This is a genomic window from Phaeodactylibacter xiamenensis, assembly GCF_965229835.1.
Lineage (GTDB): Bacteria > Bacteroidota > Bacteroidia > Chitinophagales > Saprospiraceae > Phaeodactylibacter > Phaeodactylibacter xiamenensis.
Genome location: NZ_OZ245931.1, coordinates 4,194,500 through 4,213,334, shown reverse-complemented (window position 1 = coordinate 4,213,334; position 18,835 = coordinate 4,194,500). Strand labels below are relative to the sequence as shown.

The window sequence follows — 18,835 nt, the reverse complement described above, 5'->3', positions numbered from 1 at the left end:
TCAACGAATGGCAAATACAGAATTTCAGTCGGAAGCTAAGGCAATCGATAACCTCGCAGCTTCCTACGAAGAGCTCAGGAAGGAAATCGGTAAAGTGATTATTGGGCAGGAAGATGTGGTCCGCGCGGTCATCATTTCGCTTTTCAGCAATGGCCACAGCCTGCTGGTTGGAGTGCCCGGACTGGCGAAGACCCTTCTGGTGAGTACTATTGCCGAAGTGCTTGACCTCGACTTCAAGCGCATTCAGTTTACGCCTGACCTGATGCCTTCTGATATTACCGGCTCAGAAATTCTGGATGAAGACCGTCATTTTAAGTTCACGCCTGGCCCGCTGTTTGCCAATATCGTGCTGGCGGATGAGATCAACCGTACGCCGCCTAAAACACAGGCTGCTCTGCTGGAAGCCATGCAGGAACGCTCTGTAACCGTAAGCGGGGTGCGCCATAAGCTGCCTGCACCGTTTTTCGTACTGGCTACGCAAAACCCGATAGAGCAGGAAGGTACTTACCCACTGCCCGAGGCGCAGCTGGACCGTTTTATGTTCAACATCCCACTTGACTACCCTTCCTATGAAGAGGAAATCAATGTAGTAAAGGGCACCACTACGGTCCAAAACTACGAGCTCAGGCATGTGCTTACCAGTGAGCAAATTCTGCACTATCAGCAGCTCATCCGCAAAGTGCCCATTGCTGATAATGTGCTGGAGTATGCGGTATCACTGGCTACCAAAACCCGCCCCAATACCGAACGTGCATCCGAGGCGGTGAACAACTACATCTCCTGGGGAGCCGGGCCGCGTGCCTCTCAATACCTGGTGCTGGGCGCGAAGTGCCACGCTGCCATTCATGGCAAGTACTCTCCGGATATTGAAGACGTAAGGGCAATTGCCAAGTACGTACTGCGCCACCGTATCGTTCGCAATTACAAAGCCGAAGCGGAAGGGATTACGGAAGAGAAGGTCATCGAGGGCTTGTTTTAAGCCTGAACCTTCCGCGACAGCAAACAACGCCCCGGTTTTCCAGTTTAGGAGAGCCGGGGCGTTGCCATTTCAGAATAGCGGATAAACTGTTTTCCTGGATTTCGGGCTTACCTTTAGAAAGGGTTCCAGATCGTCAATTCGCCCACCGCCCATTACGATGCTGGTTTCTGCTTCCGAAGCGAGGTAGAGCTTTGTACCTACAGCATAGCGGCGGGTGATTTGCGCGCCCGGGGCTACCGTCAGCTGTTCCGTGCTATTGCCAAAACAGAGAGGGCTGTACCAAATGAGCATGATGGCTTGTGCCTCTGCGCTGTTGTTTTCCAGAGTGACGGGCACGCTTAGGGAAGGGGAGCTGCTGAGTACGATGGCGGTCAGATAAGTGTATAGTATAGTCATGGCAGATAATTTTGAAGGTGGCAGGGAACTTCTCTCCGGGTATACTTGTTTGATTCTATGTTAACTCAGTGTTAATTCAAAGTAAACTTAAAGTTATTATGCCAAATCAACATAAAGAGGTACAGCGTTTTCGCCGGTGGGAAATCCTGCTGCCACTGGTACTGTTAATGATATTTACGATTTACAACATTTACGAATCCACGGTGCTTTCGGATTTCCGGCCGGAAGCCTATTTCTGGAAAGGAGTATTGGCGCTCTTGCTGCTTGGGGGGACACTGGCTTACCTGCTCTCCATCCGCCTGCTGGTCAAAGTGGATGCGGAGAAGATCAAATTCCAGTACTTTCCCGTACACCGCAAGAAGCAGAAAATTTACTGGGAGGAAGTAGATCGCTGTGAAGTCCTCAACCTGCCACTTTCCGTACAGCTCAGTGGCTGGGGCGTGCATGTGGGCGAGCGCATGTTTTGTGTCAAGCCGGGTTCAGGCATACGGCTGCACCTGAAGGACGGTCAAAAATTTTTCATCAGTTGCAAAGACCCGGAAGCGGTAGCCCAAATCCTGCGCGAGCGGGAAGCAAAGGCATAAGTTGGGCGGCAGGCACGCCAAAACTTGACTGGAAAGCATCTGTTTTACGAATCCAATGATTAATATTTTACCTTTATTAGCGATTCCGTAAATACAGACTTTTTTATGAAAATATATCTGAGAATTCTGGCTTTTGCAATGCTGCTGCTTCTTCTGTCTACCTTACAGAGCTGTTCGGAGGATGTGCAGCGGAGCATGAAAGCCATCCCTACTGCTTTTGGGCAACTCAACGAGATTGTGATCGTCATGGATGATGAGCTTTGGGAGAGCCCGGTAGGTGACACGATACGCTATTACTATTCTTCCGCTTACCCACTGCTGCCACAGCCGGAGCCTGTCTTCGATCTGCGCCACTTCACGCCGCTTGAGCTAAAAAAGGACCCGCTGCGAAAAGAGCTGCGTACGTATATGTTGGTCGGCAACCTTTCAGATGAAGACTCTCCTACCGCACAGATGATTCGAAAGGATATTGGCGAAGAAATGAGCGAAAGTGCCCGGGGCGACATCACGAAAAACAACGCTGCCGGCCGGGACAAGTGGGCCAAGGGGCAGCTACTGCTTTATCAGTTTGCTTATTCCAATCAGGACCTGATCAAGGTACTCAAGGAAAATTACCCGGCTATCAAGAAACGGGTCAATAAATTCGATGAGAAAAAACTGGAGTCCTACGCTTACCTGAATGGCGTCAATAATAACCTGATCAATGAAGTAAAGGAATCTATAGGAATAAGTATCCGGATGCCTTCTGATTACTTCATGGCCATCAACGATGGGGAAGTGATTTGGATGCGCAAGGAGACGGACAAGACCTCCAGCAATATCATGCTGCGCAAGGTGAAGTATGAAGACCAGGAACAGCTGAGCAAGGAAAACCTGATCGCCATGCGGGACTCCCTGGGTAAGAAGTATGTCTCTTCTACTATTGAGGATACCTACATGCAGGTGAATGACGAGGACCTGCCCGTGATTTTCAATACCACCAAAGTAAATGGTAATTATGCAGTTGAAGGCCGGGGAGTTTGGGAAATTGTCAATGACTTCATGGGCGGTTCTTTTATCAGCTATCTCATTTTAAACCCGAACAAGGGCGAATTGCTTTTCGTAGATGGGTTCCTGCACGCCCCGGGCGAAGATAAGCGGGACTTTATGGAGCAATTGGACTATGTAATTCACACGATCAAATTTCAATAGTACAGATTAAAAATCGGCCTGACGTGCATACTGCGTTAGAGCAGTACAGGTAAGGGTTCTGGCGTTCCAGGGTTGGTTTAATGGCTTGATTATTAGTGGTTTGTTTTAGGGAAATACCGGGTATCGGGTAACGATTTTAGCGTTGCCTCGTATAACCTTACTGAAAACTAAACCTCAGTGTATGAAAGCCCCAACATTCATCCGTAATATATTATTGACAGGCTGCCTGCTTAGTTCGTTAGTAAGCCAGGCAGAGCAGTCTGATTGGAAAGAGGTCGTCACCCACGATATCCCTTACCGGCTGCTTTGTGTTCAGGATCAATGGCCCTTTGAGGTGCACTATAATGCACAGGTACAGGAGGAGCTATCGAGCTACCTGCGTACCGGTAGGCGGGAAGCCGAAGCCATGCTGGGGCGTACGCCACAGTACTTTCCCATCATTGAACATTACCTCAAGGTATATCAGCTACCTGAAGAATTGAAGTACATTCCCTTGTTGGAGTCTCGCCTCCACCCGGCTGTAGAATCTGCGGCAGGGGCAGTTGGGCTCTGGCAGTTTATGCCGGGCACAGCTACAGGGCTTGGGCTACATATCAACGGGTACATCGATGAGCGGCGCAGCCCTTACCAGTCTACTGAAACGGCAATGCGCTACCTCAGTCGGTTGTACCGGCAATTCGACAATTGGGCGCTCGCACTTGCGGCTTACAACTGTGGCCCCGGCAGAGTCAGGCAGGCCCAACAGCAAACCGGCTGTTCTTCCTTTTGGGATATCGAGCACAAGCTGCCCCTACAGACCCGCCGGTACCTGCCCCGCCTGATTGCAACCATCTACGTAGGCGAATTTTATGAACAACATGGCCTCCGACCCAAACAACACCAATACCACGCCAGCCACTTCCGTGTATTCCGAATCCACCACAGTGTGGAACTGGATGAAATCGCCCGCTACTGTGAAGTCAGCCTTCCCTGGCTCCGGGCACTCAATCCTGGCTATTTGGGGGACTACGCTCCGAGGCAGAAAACGCCGCACTATCTCATTTTGCCCGAGCAGGCACTGCCTTATTTTGCCCGGTATATTGATAAGGAAAGCCGTAAGGTTGGTACCGACTATGCGATAGCAGTGCTGGATTCCCAGTGGAAGCGTCGTGCTGCAACCGGCGGGTAAGTATATCGACTGTGAGTTGGCTTGCCCTCTCTGTATAAATAAAGCCCCCGTATGCCATTATGCAGGTGTATACAGGGGCTTTAATTAGCTTACTGAATCTTATACCGCATGCCGGCATACAGGTTGCGCCCAAAGATTGGCCCCCATACCATAGAGGCATCGAAGTAGTTGCCGAAGGGGTCATCGCTGCCCAGAATGGGGTTGTCCTGCCGGAAATTGAGGAGGTTCTCACCGCCCAGGTAGAGCTCAAACAACCCGTCTTTCCAAGACTTAGTGATTTGCCCGCTCAACAGGAAAAAGTCGGGTGATGCTGCTTCCAGCCGGTATTCTTCCGGATTAGCCGTAGTGTTGGGCAGGCGTTTTTGCCCCTGCCAGTTGAGGGTGGCATCGAATGCCCAGCCGCTTTCCGTTTCGTAGGCCGTGTTGAGGAAGGCGCGGTGCCGGGCAATCAGCGGCTTTTGCAACTGCTCGCTGCGGTAGTCCACTCGTACATCGTTGAAGCGGTAGGCCAGGCGGATATCAAAGCGGGCGAAAAGCTCGTAGTCCAGCTGTGCCTGCAGGCTGTTGGAAAAGGAGTTCCCATCCAGATTGTAAAAGAATAACGCCTGTGGATGGGCATCAAAGTCGGCTACAATCTGTTGCTGAAAGCGGGTGTGGTAGGCATCAAGGCTCAGCAGAGCCTGCCGCCCGCCCCAGATGAACTCCTGAGCGTAGTTGAGCCCGAAATTCCACGCGATTTCCTGTTCCAGCCCGTAGGGCAGATTAGAGTCACCTCCTTCAATGATGAAGTTCCGGTTGGAAGCCATGGCGCCGATCTGCTCGATCAGGATGTTGGCGGTACGCTGCCCGCGGCCGGCAGTAGCCCGCAGGACTGCCGTTTCGCTGAAGTTGTACCTGAGGTGAAGGCGGGGCGTCACGAAAGCGCCAAAAAGATTGTGGTAGTCCGCCCGTAAGCCGGCGACCAGCGTAAAATCCTCCCGTCCGGTCCAGGTGTATTCTCCGAATACGCCGGGCACCGATTCGATGCGGTCAAACACCTGCCCCTCGAAGAATTCATCGTAGTGGTCCCACTGCCAGCTTGCCCCCGTTTTGATTTGGTGGCGGGTGTCAGTGATGATGGTTTTGTAAATCCAGTTGGCGTAGAAGCTTTCCTGATCGCCATCGTAGGACCGGTTGCCGAAAGTGGATTCCTGATGGTGGATATTGCCGGAGAGCTGTAGCCCCATGCTCGCGTAGGGGCGGTTGGGGAATACCTTTCCCACCTTTACCCAGGCTTCAGCACGGCGGGCATCGTGGGTGGATCCCCAGAGGTCGGTATCCTCGGACTGTCCCCGCTCGAAGTCGAACTGCCCACCGGTTGATTCCAGGAGGGTCCCTTTAATGCCAAACTGCCCCATCCAGCCGTTTTTGCCCATGAAGCGCCAGCGGTGTACACCTATCAGGGCTTCCGAGAGCGGATTGTCCAGAAAGCCATCCCCGTTTTGGTCGAACCGGCCCTTTTGATGCTTGCCGTGGAGGAGAAGCCCGGTATGCGCATTTTTGCTCAGCGAGTGGCGCAGGCTGAGGTTACCCTCAAAACGCTGCATGGCGTTGGCAAACAGGTTGAGGTAGAGGCGTTCGCCCTCCTCCGGCTTATGGAGTTCTACGTTGATCTGCCCGGCAATGGCTTCGTACCCGTTCACAACAGAACCGGTACCCATATTCAGCATGATGCCATCAATCCAGGCGCCCGGGGTATACTCCATACCGTGCATGGAAGCCAGCCCGCGCACATCCGGCATGTTTTCCCGGGTAATTTGTACATAAGGGCTGGCCAGCCCGAGCATTTGGATCTGCCGGGTGCCCGTCACAGCATCCGTGAAGCCTACATCCACCGAAGGCGTGGTCTCAAAGCTCTCGCTGAGGTTGCAGCAGGCGGCTTTCGCCAATTCGTCTTCGCCTATGCGCTGCACTTTGACCGGCTCGATGAAGGACACCTCGGTAGAGCGGCGGCGGCGGGTAACCTCTACTGTATTCAAATTCACAGCATCGGCGAGTACCAGTTGAACTGTGCCTTCCTGATTAATGGTAACGGTATCCGTAGCAAAGCCCACGTAGCTGACAATGAGCTGCCCGTATTCGTCTGCGCCTTCGAGCTCAAAGAACCCATCGGCATTGGTAACCGCTCCTTCCGGGCTGCCCAGCCAGCGCACATTAGCGCCAACAAGGGGAATGCGTTTTTGACCTTTGCCATGCTCGTAAACATACCCGTGGAGATGGTCGTGATGTTCTTCTTCTTTTAATTTTCCGCCTTCATGCTGTGCCACGATGGCCGCATCCCGGTATTTGCAGCAGCCGTGGAGGGCCTCGTAGGCGTCATCTGTAGCTTTGATACGGCGGGTATCATGCCCAACGCTGGCGATTTGCTGGTGCAATTGGTTTTCATCCAGGGGCTCAGGGCTTTGGGTAATGGTAAGGGTGCGGGAAGCTATGTCCCAGTCGGCGAAAGCCACACCGGGTACCTGGTAGACCGCATCTTCAATACGGTCTTTGCACATGCCGCAGATGCCGTCTACCCAAAGCTGAAGGGTGTCACCGGCCTGCGCTTGCAGATGGGTGGTAAGGAGGACCAACAGGGCAATGCCCGGCAGTCCTTTGGAAAGCTTATTCATAAGAAATTTTAGTCTTGACAATTAGAAAAAATGGTGCTCAGGCGTCAAGACTAAAGGGCGGTGGCTGCCAGATGAGTTGTGGGGATTCGCGCCCGGTTTCGGGCAGGTAGGCGAGCTCGGCGCGTGCAATGGGGGACCATTCGACAGCGCGGTGCTCAGGTAAGATTTGTAAAAAGATGGTACCGCAGCACTGACAGGAACAAAAGGTGCTGCATCCGTCTGCACCGTGCTCATCACCACATCCATCGGACGCTTCCTTTGGTGGGGCTTCCGCGGCACAGCAGTGATGAGCGTTACTATTCGCCACTACCATCGGACAAGCTTCCCGGGTTTCTTCCGGCACGTGCCCGTCCTGACAAGGCTGCAGGGCAGACCAGGTCACGAATATGGCGAGTAGTATGGCGAATGTGCTTTTCACAGGTGCAAAGGTATGGATAATTGGAGTGGGAGGCAAGTGCCGACCTGCACAGCGACAACAGTATGGGATACAGGATCCTGGCCTGGGCTGCCCTTGCTTACCATTTCACCAGCTTTTGCACGCCTGCTTTACCTCCTGCAATTAATTGAACCAGGTAAATCCCTGCCGGAAGCCCGTCAAGATTAAGCATTGCTTCGCGGGGGGCACTTCCATCGGGAACCCTATACTGCCGGAGCAGTCTGCCTTGAAGGTCCAGCATATTGACCATAGCCTGTTCAGTGCCTCCGCCTTTGAAGGCCAGTGTCACCTTCCCGCTAAGTGCCGGGTTGGGGAAGAGGAGAAAGTCAATTGCTGTATCTGTTTTTTCAGAGGTCCCTGTGGGAGAGCTGTTATTTATATAGAGTTTGGAGATGGGTTTACCGGACTTATTCAGGCCAGTAACCATGACGTCAAGGTCTCCATCGCCATCAATGTCTGCAGCTTTGGCAACGCCGTAATTTACATCTTCAAAAGGTGGGTACGGATATTCTTCAAAATTCCCCATTCCATCATTGAGGTACAAATCTGTCGTTGGGTTGGGCGGTAGTCCATAGGTGCCGGTAAGCAACAGGTCTTCATCGCCATCATTATCCACATCAGCAAAAACCACTGACCCGGATTTAACCCCTTTGAAAGGGGTATCCTGGACTTCTGTGAAGTGGCCGGTGCCGTCGTTCCTGTATAATTTGGATATGCCAAATGGATAGTCAGCATTCGTCCCTGCTATGAGTAGGTCCTGATCCCCATCGTTATCGATATCTGAGAAATCCATAGCACTTTGGTATACGGGCGCAAATGGAGTGTTGTCAAGAAGGGTGAAATGACCTGCTCCGTCGTTTTTATACAATTTTGATATTCGGCCATCAATAGCTAAGGACGTCCGCCCTGAAATCAAGAGGTCCTGATCTCCGTCATTGTCAATATCGAAAAATTGTGCGTCACCTCTATCCACCCCTTCGAAAGGGACATCTGTTATTTCAGTGTAGCTCCCACCGCCATCGTTCCTATAGAATATTGTAACGGGTAAGTACAAGCTGTTTTCCCCGGTGATAAGCATATCCTCATCCCCGTCTCCATCTACGTCTGAGCTAGTCACGGTAGAGTAAGCCAAGCCAGTAAAAGGCGTATCTGACAGCTCCCCAAAGTTCCCGGATCCATCGTTGATGTACATCTTTGCGACAGAGGTCTGACCGCTTATGTTACCAATCAGGAAGACATCCTGATCGCCATCCATATCGAAATCGGATACCTTCAAATCACCATTGCAGATGCCAGATAAAGGCATATCCGCCTGTAGTGAAAAATGGCCGGTGCCATCGTTTAAGTAGATTCCTGCCACGGAGGCTCCCTCACACCCTGTCAGTATCAAATCTTTATCTCCATCGCCGTCAAAATCTGCAAACTCCATAGCATTAGAGCCTGCCTGCTCAAATAAGGAGGACGGGATTTTGGTCAATTGGCCTGTACCATCATTCGTGAATAGATCCGAAAAGGGTTCCAGGTCTCCAGTTTTACTACCGTTGCCACCTATGAATACATCAATGGTGCTGTCTCCCGTGATATCTGCAGTGGCTAGTATATCAGCTCCCTTGCCTATGGCAGGCATCTCGGTGAAGCCTTCGTTTTCTTCGTAAAGGAATAATGTGGTGACGGATTCCGATGCCCCGTTGACCCCTCCAATCAAGAGGTCGTGGTCTCCATCGCCATCTGCGTCAAAGAAAGTCGCTGCATAAGCACGCCAGTCTTCAAAGGGTGAGTTCTGAAGTACTTCAAACTGCCCGCTCCCGGTATTGGTGTATAATCTGGATTCTTTATCTCCTTCGGAATTAGTACCGGAGATCAAAAAATCCACATCTCCATCGTTGTCCAGATCTGAAAAAGCCAACCGGCTGTACAAAATGCCTGGAAAAAGGGCCATCGAATCCTCATTAAACTGACCGGTGCCATCATTGGTAAACAAGGCACTTACCTGGCTATTGCTGATCAGCACGTCGAGATTGTCATCGTTGTCAATATCGCATAGCACCACAGCCCAGCTTTCCATACTTTCAAAGGGGGTGCTTAGCGGGCTGAAAACACCGTTCCCGTCGTTTTCATAAACCAGATTAGAATAGTTGTTCAAGGTGTCTTTTCCGGAAACCAGGAGGTCCTGATCCCCATCCTGATCTATATCTCCGAAAAATACAGAACTGCCGGCAACCCCTTTGAATGTATTTTCTGCCGACTTGGAAAAGCCGCCCATTCCATCATTGATATACAGCTCGGAAACCCTTGAAGCGCCTCCGGCCTGTCCGGAAATAAAAATATCCTGATCATCATCCCCATCCACGTCGGCATACGCAATGCTGCCCCAAATTACATCCGTGAAGGGGATCTCCGTATCCTCAGTCAATTGGCCTGTACCATCATTGATATAGAGTTGGGTTTCCGTTAATAAGCCATTGAAGAGCAAATCCATATCCCCATCATTATCCACATCGAGAAACAGGGCCTGCCCTTCAGTGACGCCGTCAATCGTTTTGGGAGGCAAAACTTCTGTGAAAGGTTGAGCAAAAGTAAGATGAGGAACAAGAAAGGAACAGAGCAGGGATAGGGATAGATGACGCATAGTCAATGATTTTTTTCCGTGGCTTTGCAGAGCTGCGTAAAGCCTTTGGTGACGTAGGTTTTGATACTCAAAATAGCAACAATGCAAGCTTTATTACAATTGTTGCTCCAATTATGTCAGCCAAATGCGCAAATGATGTATTACAAAAGAGCGATTGAGGGCAGGGCGGCTTCCAGTACCGCGTTGTAGACAGACGCTTCCACCCGCAGTTTTTCCTCGATCAGGTCTTCCTGCGTGTGCCCGGCTACAGCCAATAAGTCAGCAGCCGATGCCCCCTGCCGGGCAGCGAAGTGGATCATGTTGAGGAGGAAGCGGCCGGAGAAGGTCATTGTTTAGGAATTAAATAAATCTTCCAAAGTCAGCTCTTGCTGTACCAGGCCCAAGCTATGCGCATTCGGCAGTAAGCCAAAGGTGGTAATCAGGGATAAAAATATCTGTTTTTTAGTCTGCGTGTAACTTTGGAAAAGGGCTACTTTTTCACGTAGTGCTTTAGCTTCTGCTTTAGTCAGCGTAAAGGGAGCATTGTAAAATTTGATCTCAAAGAGATTGATGACATGATCGTTCCGGTCAATGAGCAGATCAATTTGAACGCCACGCTTTTCCCCTTCGCCCTGATGGTAGTAGGTAGAAGCCTCGGTATACACACCAGCAACGCCTAGTGCGTGCTTAATTTCCATGATGTGCTTAAGGCAAATATTTTCAAAGGCATAACCACTCCAGCTTTTAAATGCCGCTGTCTGACTCAGCCGGTGCCACGCTCCCTCTCCGCTGAGACGCTTTTGCTGCATAAATTGCAGATAAAATAGGGAATACTCATCCGTGAGGCGATACAGCTGGCCTTTTTTGGCTCTCCCAAACGGCCGGTACGCGGTGATAAAGCCTGATTGTTCCAGTTCTTCCAGCACGCGTTTAAGGGTGCCGCCTTTAGGCACCGACGATGATGCGGCAATCTGCTTTCGGGTCAGCCCTTTCCACTTTTTGCCTAATGCCCGGATGATCGCAATATGGTGTTCTGCATTAGTAAACAGAGCCGGGTATAGCTTTTGAAACTCATCCCGTAACAAACCCTGGTCTGAAAAGCAGATTTCGTCGATGTTTTGAGCGGCACTTTTTCCTTGCTTTACTTCTTTCAGGTAATGAGGGATACCGCCAAGTGCCATGTAAATCTGAGTCGTCTGATAATGATCCAGCCCTACGCCCCGGCTGCTCAGGTAGTCCGCTGTCTCGCTTAATGAAAAGGGCGCGAGGAAAATCCGCCGGGTAATCCGGTTGTGCAGCCCTCCGGTGTGATGAACCACTTTGCGGATCATCCAGGAAGCCGCCGAACCACAGACTACGACTACGATACGCTGATCGGCCGCCCAACTATTCCAAAAAAAGCTCAATCCGCGCAGGAAGCCAGACCGCCGGGAGGCCAGCCAGGGCAGTTCGTCCAAAAAAACAACGGGTTTAGGGCCTACTTTTTCAACCAGTGGTTTCAGGGCCTGAATCAATTGCTGAAAGGCTTCCATCCAATTGCCCGGCTTTTTGTATTCCGTGTTGGAGTGCTCTTGCAGCTGATAGTGGAAATTGCTAAGCTGCTCCTGCAGAGGCGCCCCTTGAACACCGGTAATGGCAAAACCAATATGCCCCGCACAGACGCTTTTAACCAGGAAAGTCTTGCCTACACGCCGGCGCCCAATCACCGATACCATCTCAGCCTCACCTGAGGCGAGTGCGTCCCGTAACACCTGGATTTCGGCTTTTCGCCCTATCAGCTGATCCATAGGCCTATAGATTTTTCCAAAAATACATTCTTTATTTGGAAAAATCTATCCAAAAAATCACGATTTTTCCAGATATAGCTGTGGTAGCCTCTGCCTGGCACTAAATGCCAAGCCTTTGGCACCTGTTGCAAAGTGGGGCGAACGGCAGAGGTATATACCGACGACGAAGTAGTTTGGGACCAAACATGACTTCGTGTCGGCATATACTCTTGCGTCGGGTTTGTGCATTACGCCCAAACCTCTCCGTTCCGAGTATAGCTTTGTGGTATCCTTTTATTAAATGCGGGCAAACCGAGCTGATACACGGAGAGCAGTTTAGCGGGCTGTTGTCCGGGCCCATTATGAGGATGATCCATGCGGAAACCGTGCAAGGGTTTGAGTTGATGAACAGGGCGCTGCGGGCGCGGGTGGAAGCGGGCGTGGTGGCGAAGAAGCGGTAAAAATGTTATCTTACTTCAAAGGATTGCATCATGTCAAGTTTTGTAGACACATCTGCACCGTTCTCACAACCTGAGGCAACGATTACCTGGGAAGCCTTCCAGCGGGAGTACCTCAGCCGGGAAGATGGGTATACCCACGAATGGCTGAATGGTACGGTAGAACGAACCCCCAGTGCTGCGCAGCTCTACATCCTCAACAACCTGCTTAATTTTTTTATGCGCCTCAAGTTTCAAGGGCAGATGTCCGGGCAATTAATGCCGGAGAGCGATCTGTTTTTTGGCGATCACCACCGCCGCCCTGACATATGCTGGTTGACAGACGCCCAAATCAATGCTTTGGCGGAAGGGGAATATGAGGTACCCGCCTTTGTGATTGAAGTCATCTCGAACCACGATGAGATGAACACGGTAGTCGGTAAAATGCAAGACTACCGGGCAGCTGGCGTTCAAATCGTTTGGCATATTCTGCCTAATCACGGGGAAGTGCATGTCTACAAAGGGCAGGCACTGGAGGAAATGAAAGTTTGTAAGGGAAATGACACCTGTAGTGCAGCGCCAGTTCTCCCTGATTTTGAGCTGCCAGCTTCTGAAATCTTCCAGCGGGAAAACGCCGGGTAACCTCCTGAACTATCTACTTAGGTGTTGCAGTTAGTAAGCGTTCCACTTCCGCCTGCGCCTTCCGCTCATCAAAAAAGGCAGGGATGGGTAGGCTTAGACCTGGCAAGGCTCGCACTTCTACGCCCCCGTTATCCGATTTTTTGTGAAGCTGGTAGGTCGTATCGCCCTGGGGCAACAGGTACTGCTCTAAAGTCCGCTCCCTGGGATCGACGATCCAGTATTCGGGTATACCGTGGTAAGCGTAATCCTGAAATTTGACGCCCCGGTCACGAGCCTCTGTCTTTGGGGAGAGCACTTCCACCACCAGTCGTGGAGCCGGGAACAAGCTGGTCTCTTCGTTGAATTCAGCGACTTGTGCGGTGTCAAAGTAACAGATATCCGGTTCGTAGTCATTGCGGGTGAGGCGGATCATGGCTTTCTCCTGATGAACTTCCCCGACTTGTCGAAGCAATACCGATGTACGAAGCAAAGATGCGACATTACCGCTGACCAAAGCTTCTATACGCTGAGCGGGAGCATGGACGATCACTTGCCCGTTGATGAATTCCATTTTGGATGTATCTGTTCGCCAGTCTTCCTGCCATGCCTTACGCTGCTGTTCCTCCATCGCGAGCCGATGCTGTAACTCTTTGAGGACTACAGGAAGATCCGGGCGCTGCATCAACTGTTCGACAATATTGGTGGTCATCCGGAAGTTTTGAATAAATATAACCATTCATTAGAGGTTATGAACACAAATTTTGCATGCCCCTGAATAATCTTTTCCGCCAGCTCTGCATCACGTCCTCACCTTCGTAGCTTAGGCTACGAGGTTCCGGGCGCTCTTTGATCTGACGAAAAATCTTGATTAATTGTCTATACAAAACCTGTATTCATAACCTCTATTCAAAACGGGTCAATGACAGTGATTGACATTTTGCGCCGGGCCGCCCTCTTCCTCATCCTTACCGTATTCACCCAGGTCTGAGGGGTACTCTACCTGCTCTATCAGCCCATCCGGTGGCCAATCAGCCAGCGGGTACCTGGCAAGTGGCGTTCGCGTGGGTACCGCCTGCTCGCCTTTACCATGGTCTATGCACTGGGCAGCCTGCTGCTTGTTCCGCCCCTTGCCCGCTTGAACGGGCGGGTGCCTTTGCCGGTCTTTTCCGAAGCGGCCATCAAGCCAGCCAACTATTTCTTTGTAATAGCCAACCGGCATTACGTCAAACCCGCACTGCTCGAAGCTGCATTGGACGTCGCCAACCAAATGGATCATTCCGTCACATTATACTTTTTGGATGCCAACTTTCCGTTTTTCGATGGTTTCCCGCTACTGCCCCACCGCAGCCACGATGATGGCGGCAAATTAGACCTGGCTTTTATTTATGAAAACCCGGTCACAGGTAAACTCTTGTCTGGGAGCCCTTCCTGGCTCGGCTACGGCTACCTGGAAGCACCAAAAGCAGGCGAGTATGATCAGCCAGCGAATTGTGAGGGTCGGGGTTACTGGCAGTACAGTTTATTATCCCGCCTTGTCCCGCAAGACAAAAATCTTGATTTTTCGGCTTCACTAAACCAGCAGCTGCTCCTCCGCCTGGCGCGGCATCCTGCAATAGGCAAAATCTTCCTGGAGCCTCATTTGAAAACGAGATTAGGGTTGGAAGGGCAGAAAAAGGTCCGCTTCCACGGTTGTGCAGCGGTTCGTCACGACGACCACATCCACATTCAATTGTGAATTAGGCGGTAAAAACCTTATCTTAATCTTTTCATTCAATCTGTTTTATGTCTTTCCTACTCCTCTTTTTCAGCTGTAGCCTTGCCTGGGCCACGCCTGCCGTTTCACCAGCTTCCCCCTTCGAGCTCGTTGATGAAGAAAGCGGCATCCAACTCTACGAACGCTGGCACAAAACGGCCGAGGGCAACGCCTATCGCGAACTCAAAACCGTACTTAAAGTAAAAGCCCCAACCCTAACCTTACTGCGTACCCTGCGCGAAGAGCAACAAGCTGAAAAGTGGATGCGCCGGGTGGATGAAGTCCGGTCCTTCCCCGGGCAGCATGAGCGCCACTGGTACGCTTACGTGCACTACGGTCTGCCCTGGCCGGCACGCGACCATGACTGTACCATAGCTTACCGGCAAACCGGCAGTGCTGCTGGCAGTACCACCATTCAGTTTGAGTCCGTAGCACTGAAGCAATACCCCATCAAAGATGGGATTGAGCGCATCACGGGCTTGTCGGGCCGCTGGGAATTTGAAAGGCAGGCCAATGGCTACGCGGAGGTCCGCTATTTTATACAGACGACGAAGGCCTCTTCCCTGCCGCGCTTTATCACCGACCCTATCGTGCGCTCCAATATGATGCGTACCATGGAGGGCTTTCGGGAGGTGGCAGAAAGAGGCTAACAGATAGCCCTTATTACCGGGGCTTTACCACAATCGTTTCCCAACCATCATAGGCACCGCCCAGCCCTGCCGCCAGTTGAGTCAGGCCCCAGGTGAGGTCGTGAATGTATGGGGTGTGAATGCTGTCCTGCCGCACAAAGTGTATTCCATAGGGCATTTGGCTTTGCGCAAGTGTATCGTAAGCGATGGGCTCAAAGCTGTACCGTTTCAGGGAGTCCTGAAAGACGCTGCGGGCTTTGGTGGATTTGAAGTATGCCCAGTGCTCAATCGGCCGGGGCTGAGACAGCGGGTCGCCGGCTTCCTGCAGGCGGATGAGCACGCCATCGTTGTTGATTTCTGCCTGTTCGCGCTGATTGGGGAAGAGCTGTTCTGTGTAGGCAGACCAGGTATCGTCGGGCGCAATGGCCGCTTCTACTTTTCGCTTGGTGTAGGCCGCTACGGTTTCCTGTGCCAGCTCGTCGGCTTGGGGTTCTGCACGCAGGTAGTAGTACAATTGCTTCTCACCCGGTACAACAATACTTCCCACAAAGACTCCAAAGTTGCCGCGCTCGAGCTTCTGCAACAGCTGGTCCTGTAATTCATTAGCCATCCGGGTTTCTGCTTCGGTGGGGAAGCCGGTGGGCAAGGTCTCATTTGCTTTTACGGTAACTTTCAGCAGGCGTGGGTGCGTCTGCAGCGGGGCCTGTTCTGACCAGCCCTGATCTACCGTAACGACCTGAGGCCCGGCAAGCTGCTGCCGTAAGAATACCGACCAGCGCTCTTCATGGCCAGGCAGGGGCGGCGCTTCACTTTTTTGCTGCTGAGGGCCTACATCTCCACACCCTGATAAGAGCAATAACAGCATTGGGAACAACCAATTTGAGTATCTCATAACTTTGTTTTAATCAACCGTAAAGGTAAGCCCATCGTAGCCGAGGGCTACATTTTCAGGCAACTTTTGGGATACTTCCCGGTGGAGCCCCATCCGGTGGCTCATATGAGTGAGAAAAGCCCGCCGGGGAGCCAGTTGTTGGATCAGGTCGAGGGCCTGCTCAAGATTGAGGTGCGAATGATGCTCACTATGGTGGAGCGCACTTAGCACCAGGGTATCCAGGCCATCTAGCTTCGCCAGCTCCTCCTTAGCAATCGTTCTAACATCGGTCAGATAGGCAAAGTTGCCAAACCGGAAGCCCAGCACAGGCATACGGCCGTGCATCAACTCTATTGGAATCACTTGCTGCCCTTCCACCTCGAAAGGCTGGCTTTTGGAAATGCGGTGGATTTGTACCTGCGGCGCGCCGGGGTAGCGGTTCTGGCTTTCAAAAATATAGGCAAACCGCTGATTCAGCTCTGTCTCTACCGGTGCGGTACAGTAGACCGGCATGTCCATGTTATTGCGAAAGTTGAACGGGCGTACATCGTCCAGCCCGATGATGTGGTCATTGTGCTGATGGGTAATGAGAATCGCATCCAGCCGGTCAATGCCCGTTCGGAGCATCTGTGCCCTGAAGTCCGGACCGCAGTCAATGGCAATATTCTTCCCTCCCACCTGCAGCAGAGCCGCTGTGCGCAAACGTTTATCCTTTGGGTCTGCTGATTGACAGACCGCACAGTCGCAACCGATGACCGGTACGCCCTGTGATGTGCCAGTGCCAAGTAAAGTAATGCGTTTCTCGATGATCGTTGTTTTTTACTGAGTGGTGGCGTTCTGGTCCGGCAGCTTGTAGCCGTATTTCAAAAAGATTTTCTGAGCAGTTTCCGAAAACAAAAAGGTAAAGAAAGCCAGGCTTTCCCTTGCGTGGCGCTCATTACCGTAGCGGGTAATCACCACTCCCTGCTCAATGGGGGTATAACTGCTATCGGGCAGCTCCAGCCAACGCCCCTGGCCTTTTACCTCAGGCGACAGCACAACCGATTTGGCGGTTAGCCCCACATCTGCCGCTTTGGAAGTGATGTATTGATTTGTTTGTGCAATGTTTTCTCCGTAAACGAGCATTGGCTCTACTCCTTCAAATACACCATAATACTTCAAGTAGTTGATAGCTTGCTCACCGTAGGGCGCATTTTTGGGGTTGGCGATGGCAATTTTTGTAAAACCGTCCTCCAAAAGATATTCCGGGGTCACCCTTATGTTTTTTTCGGTCATACTCCAGGCCACCAGGGCGCCGTAAGCATAAACGCTGACACTACCTACGGCCTGATCTTTTTCAAGCAGGTATTGTGGGTATTTCATATTAGCAGATACCAATATATCGTAGGGGGCACCTTCCATAATTTGCGCGGTAAGCTTGCCTGAAGAGCTGATTACAGAAGAGACGCCAATGCCGGTCTGTTCCTGAAATTCATGAATCAGCTCCTCCATAGCAAACTGCACATTTGCAGCCGTTGCAACAGTGAGGGTTGGCCGGGCAGCTTTTGTTGGTGCAGTTGCCTCGGAACCGGAGGCCTCAGCAGATGGGGCACCACAGGCCGCCAGTATAACCAAAGCCGCCCAACAGAGATGGTACGTTAAGTGGTTCATTGTTCATTGAGTTTGTTCGCCGCTGAAGATACGGCTATTCCTCAAATTTTGCATTTGCCGCCATAAGGTCTTCATTTTCCGGCTCCGGGGCTTTTTCCGGTTGAACGATCTCGTTGTAAACCTGAAATGCAATGAATACAGGAAAGTGATCAGACCCGATCGACTTCAACCGGCGCAACTGACGGAGCTTAAAGTGGCGGGAACAGAAAATATGGTCTAACGGAAAACGCATTACCGGCCACTTTACCGGAAAGGTATTGAAAAAGCCTCTGCCTTTCCTGGGGTCCAGCAGGCGGCTCATTTTTTGGAAAAGTTCGGTGGTATAGCTCCAGGCTACGTCGTTGAGGTCGCCTGCAACGATGACAGGTTGCCGGGAGGATTTAGCCCGCTCGGCTACGATCAGCAGTTCCCTGTCTTTTTCCGTAGAGGTCGTACTCTCGGAAGGGGCCGGAGGCCGGGGGTGCACACCAAAGAAGTGGACTTTGTGCCCTGAACCCAGTATCATCCTGCATTCAATAGAAGGCACATCGGGCTCAATCAGGTAGTGAACCTGAGCGTCTTCCAGCTTGACCTTGCTGTACAACAACATGCCGTAAGTATTTTCCCTGGGCACCAGCACCGTATAGGGATAAGTTGCTTCTAAAGCCTCCATTTGTGTTTTCCACCAGTCGTTGGTTTCCAGCAGGAGCACGACATCCGGGGACAGCTTTTCTGCTAACTCCAGCACCCGCTCTGCTTTCCGGTTAGGCTGATACACATTGGCAATCATCAGGCTAAGGCGTTGCCCCCCACTTGCTTCATCAGATGCGCCATCCTCCAGTACTTCTCGCCTGGCCAGAGGCAGATAAGGATAAATCTGATAGCTGAGGAAAGCAAAAGACAGGGCAAAAGCGCCCAGCCCGGCCCAGAATAGCCAGCCCGAATAATCACCCCAAACCAGGCAGGCGACCATTCCAATGCCTGCGAGCACCCATTTTTGCAGCCGTGGGTACTCCATAGACCTGAAAACCCAGTAGTCCGACCGGATCATGGGCAGTAACACCATAGTCAAAACAAGGATAGTATAGATGATAAGGGCAATAGGCATAGCAAGCA

The 18,835-nt window shown here is 51.6% G+C and carries 20 protein-coding genes; 8 read left to right on the top strand and 12 right to left on the bottom strand.

Annotated elements, in window-relative coordinates; translation table 11 throughout:
* Positions 1-7 precede the first annotated feature (7 nt).
* Positions 8-979: an AAA family ATPase gene (locus ACO08I_RS16020; protein WP_421946459.1), complete on the top strand. Its 972-nt coding sequence runs from the start codon at positions 8-10 to the stop codon at positions 977-979.
* A 69-nt stretch (positions 980-1,048) separates the two neighbouring features.
* Here ACO08I_RS16020 and ACO08I_RS16015 read toward each other — a convergent pair whose 3' ends face one another.
* Positions 1,049-1,375: a hypothetical protein gene (locus tag ACO08I_RS16015; RefSeq protein WP_421946458.1), complete on the bottom strand. Its 327-nt coding sequence runs from the start codon at positions 1,373-1,375 to the stop codon at positions 1,049-1,051.
* 98 nt (positions 1,376-1,473) lie between these two features.
* Between ACO08I_RS16015 and ACO08I_RS16010 the strand changes: the two genes are divergently transcribed.
* The 3 genes from ACO08I_RS16010 (at position 1,474) to ACO08I_RS16000 (ending at position 4,318) form a co-directional block, all read left to right on the top strand.
* Positions 1,474-1,959 carry a hypothetical protein gene (locus ACO08I_RS16010; protein WP_421946457.1) on the top strand — a complete coding sequence of 162 codons (486 nt, stop codon included), beginning with the start codon at positions 1,474-1,476 and terminating at the stop codon, positions 1,957-1,959.
* A 105-nt stretch (positions 1,960-2,064) separates the two neighbouring features.
* Positions 2,065-3,150 carry a DUF4837 family protein gene (locus tag ACO08I_RS16005; protein ID WP_081968655.1) on the top strand — a complete coding sequence of 362 codons (1,086 nt, stop codon included), beginning with the start codon at positions 2,065-2,067 and terminating at the stop codon, positions 3,148-3,150.
* 181 nt (positions 3,151-3,331) lie between these two features.
* Positions 3,332-4,318, top strand: coding sequence for a transglycosylase SLT domain-containing protein (locus ACO08I_RS16000; RefSeq protein ID WP_421946456.1), 987 nt, complete (start codon positions 3,332-3,334; stop codon positions 4,316-4,318).
* Between the two features lie 89 nt (positions 4,319-4,407).
* On the opposite strand, the gene ACO08I_RS15995 is transcribed toward ACO08I_RS16000, so the two are convergent.
* The 5 genes from ACO08I_RS15995 to ACO08I_RS15975 form a co-directional block, all read right to left on the bottom strand.
* The gene (locus ACO08I_RS15995) at positions 4,408-6,969 is read right to left on the bottom strand and encodes a TonB-dependent receptor domain-containing protein (protein ID WP_421946455.1); all 2,562 of its coding nucleotides are present in this window, start codon (positions 6,967-6,969) and stop codon (positions 4,408-4,410) included.
* A 37-nt stretch (positions 6,970-7,006) separates the two neighbouring features.
* Entirely contained in the window at positions 7,007-7,387 is a 381-nt protein-coding gene (locus ACO08I_RS15990) for a hypothetical protein (RefSeq protein WP_421946454.1), read from the bottom strand.
* Between the two features lie 97 nt (positions 7,388-7,484).
* Complete coding sequence (locus tag ACO08I_RS15985; RefSeq protein WP_421946453.1) at positions 7,485-10,034, bottom strand: T9SS type A sorting domain-containing protein; 2,550 nt, start codon at positions 10,032-10,034, stop codon at positions 7,485-7,487.
* 140 nt (positions 10,035-10,174) lie between these two features.
* Positions 10,175-10,363: a hypothetical protein gene (locus ACO08I_RS15980; protein ID WP_421946452.1), complete on the bottom strand. Its 189-nt coding sequence runs from the start codon at positions 10,361-10,363 to the stop codon at positions 10,175-10,177.
* 3 nt (positions 10,364-10,366) lie between these two features.
* Positions 10,367-11,800 (bottom strand): AAA family ATPase, encoded by a 1,434-nt coding sequence (locus ACO08I_RS15975; protein WP_282773695.1) that lies wholly within the window; start codon positions 11,798-11,800, stop codon positions 10,367-10,369.
* A gap of 260 nt (positions 11,801-12,060) precedes the next feature.
* On the opposite strand from ACO08I_RS15975, the gene ACO08I_RS15970 reads away from it, so the two are divergent.
* Both ACO08I_RS15970 and ACO08I_RS15965 read left to right on the top strand, forming a co-directional pair.
* Positions 12,061-12,240, top strand: a complete 180-nt coding sequence (locus ACO08I_RS15970; protein WP_282773697.1) for a hypothetical protein — start codon at positions 12,061-12,063, stop codon at positions 12,238-12,240.
* Positions 12,241-12,270: 30 nt separating this feature from the next.
* Positions 12,271-12,858, top strand: a complete 588-nt coding sequence (locus tag ACO08I_RS15965; RefSeq protein WP_421946451.1) for a Uma2 family endonuclease — start codon at positions 12,271-12,273, stop codon at positions 12,856-12,858.
* Between the two features lie 13 nt (positions 12,859-12,871).
* Here the strand turns inward: ACO08I_RS15965 and ACO08I_RS15960 are convergent, their stop codons facing one another.
* Together ACO08I_RS15960 and ACO08I_RS15955 are read right to left on the bottom strand one after the other, a co-directional pair.
* On the bottom strand, positions 12,872-13,573 hold the full coding sequence (locus tag ACO08I_RS15960; RefSeq protein WP_421946450.1) for a Uma2 family endonuclease: 702 nt from the start codon (positions 13,571-13,573) through the stop codon (positions 12,872-12,874).
* A gap of 180 nt (positions 13,574-13,753) precedes the next feature.
* The gene (locus ACO08I_RS15955; protein ID WP_421946449.1) at positions 13,754-14,113 is read right to left on the bottom strand and encodes a hypothetical protein; all 360 of its coding nucleotides are present in this window, start codon (positions 14,111-14,113) and stop codon (positions 13,754-13,756) included.
* Between ACO08I_RS15955 and ACO08I_RS15950 the strand changes: the two genes are divergently transcribed.
* Both ACO08I_RS15950 and ACO08I_RS15945 read left to right on the top strand, forming a co-directional pair.
* A complete protein-coding gene (locus ACO08I_RS15950) occupies positions 14,105-14,572 on the top strand; it encodes a hypothetical protein (protein WP_421946448.1) in 468 nt (155 codons plus the stop codon). The genes ACO08I_RS15955 and ACO08I_RS15950 overlap by 9 nt on opposite strands.
* 47 nt (positions 14,573-14,619) lie before the next feature.
* The gene (locus tag ACO08I_RS15945; RefSeq protein ID WP_421946447.1) at positions 14,620-15,240 is read left to right on the top strand and encodes a hypothetical protein; all 621 of its coding nucleotides are present in this window, start codon (positions 14,620-14,622) and stop codon (positions 15,238-15,240) included.
* Between the two features lie 13 nt (positions 15,241-15,253).
* On the opposite strand, the gene ACO08I_RS15940 is transcribed toward ACO08I_RS15945, so the two are convergent.
* The 4 genes from ACO08I_RS15940 to ACO08I_RS15925 form a co-directional block, all read right to left on the bottom strand.
* Positions 15,254-16,111: a DUF695 domain-containing protein gene (locus ACO08I_RS15940; protein ID WP_421946446.1), complete on the bottom strand. Its 858-nt coding sequence runs from the start codon at positions 16,109-16,111 to the stop codon at positions 15,254-15,256.
* A 9-nt stretch (positions 16,112-16,120) separates the two neighbouring features.
* Positions 16,121-16,792: an MBL fold metallo-hydrolase gene (locus tag ACO08I_RS15935; protein ID WP_421946445.1), complete on the bottom strand. Its 672-nt coding sequence runs from the start codon at positions 16,790-16,792 to the stop codon at positions 16,121-16,123.
* A gap of 117 nt (positions 16,793-16,909) precedes the next feature.
* On the bottom strand, positions 16,910-17,740 hold the full coding sequence (gene modA / locus ACO08I_RS15930; RefSeq protein WP_421946444.1) for a molybdate ABC transporter substrate-binding protein: 831 nt from the start codon (positions 17,738-17,740) through the stop codon (positions 16,910-16,912).
* Positions 17,741-17,774: 34 nt separating this feature from the next.
* Positions 17,775-18,827: an endonuclease/exonuclease/phosphatase family protein gene (locus ACO08I_RS15925; protein ID WP_421946443.1), complete on the bottom strand. Its 1,053-nt coding sequence runs from the start codon at positions 18,825-18,827 to the stop codon at positions 17,775-17,777.
* Positions 18,828-18,835: the final 8 nt, after the last annotated feature.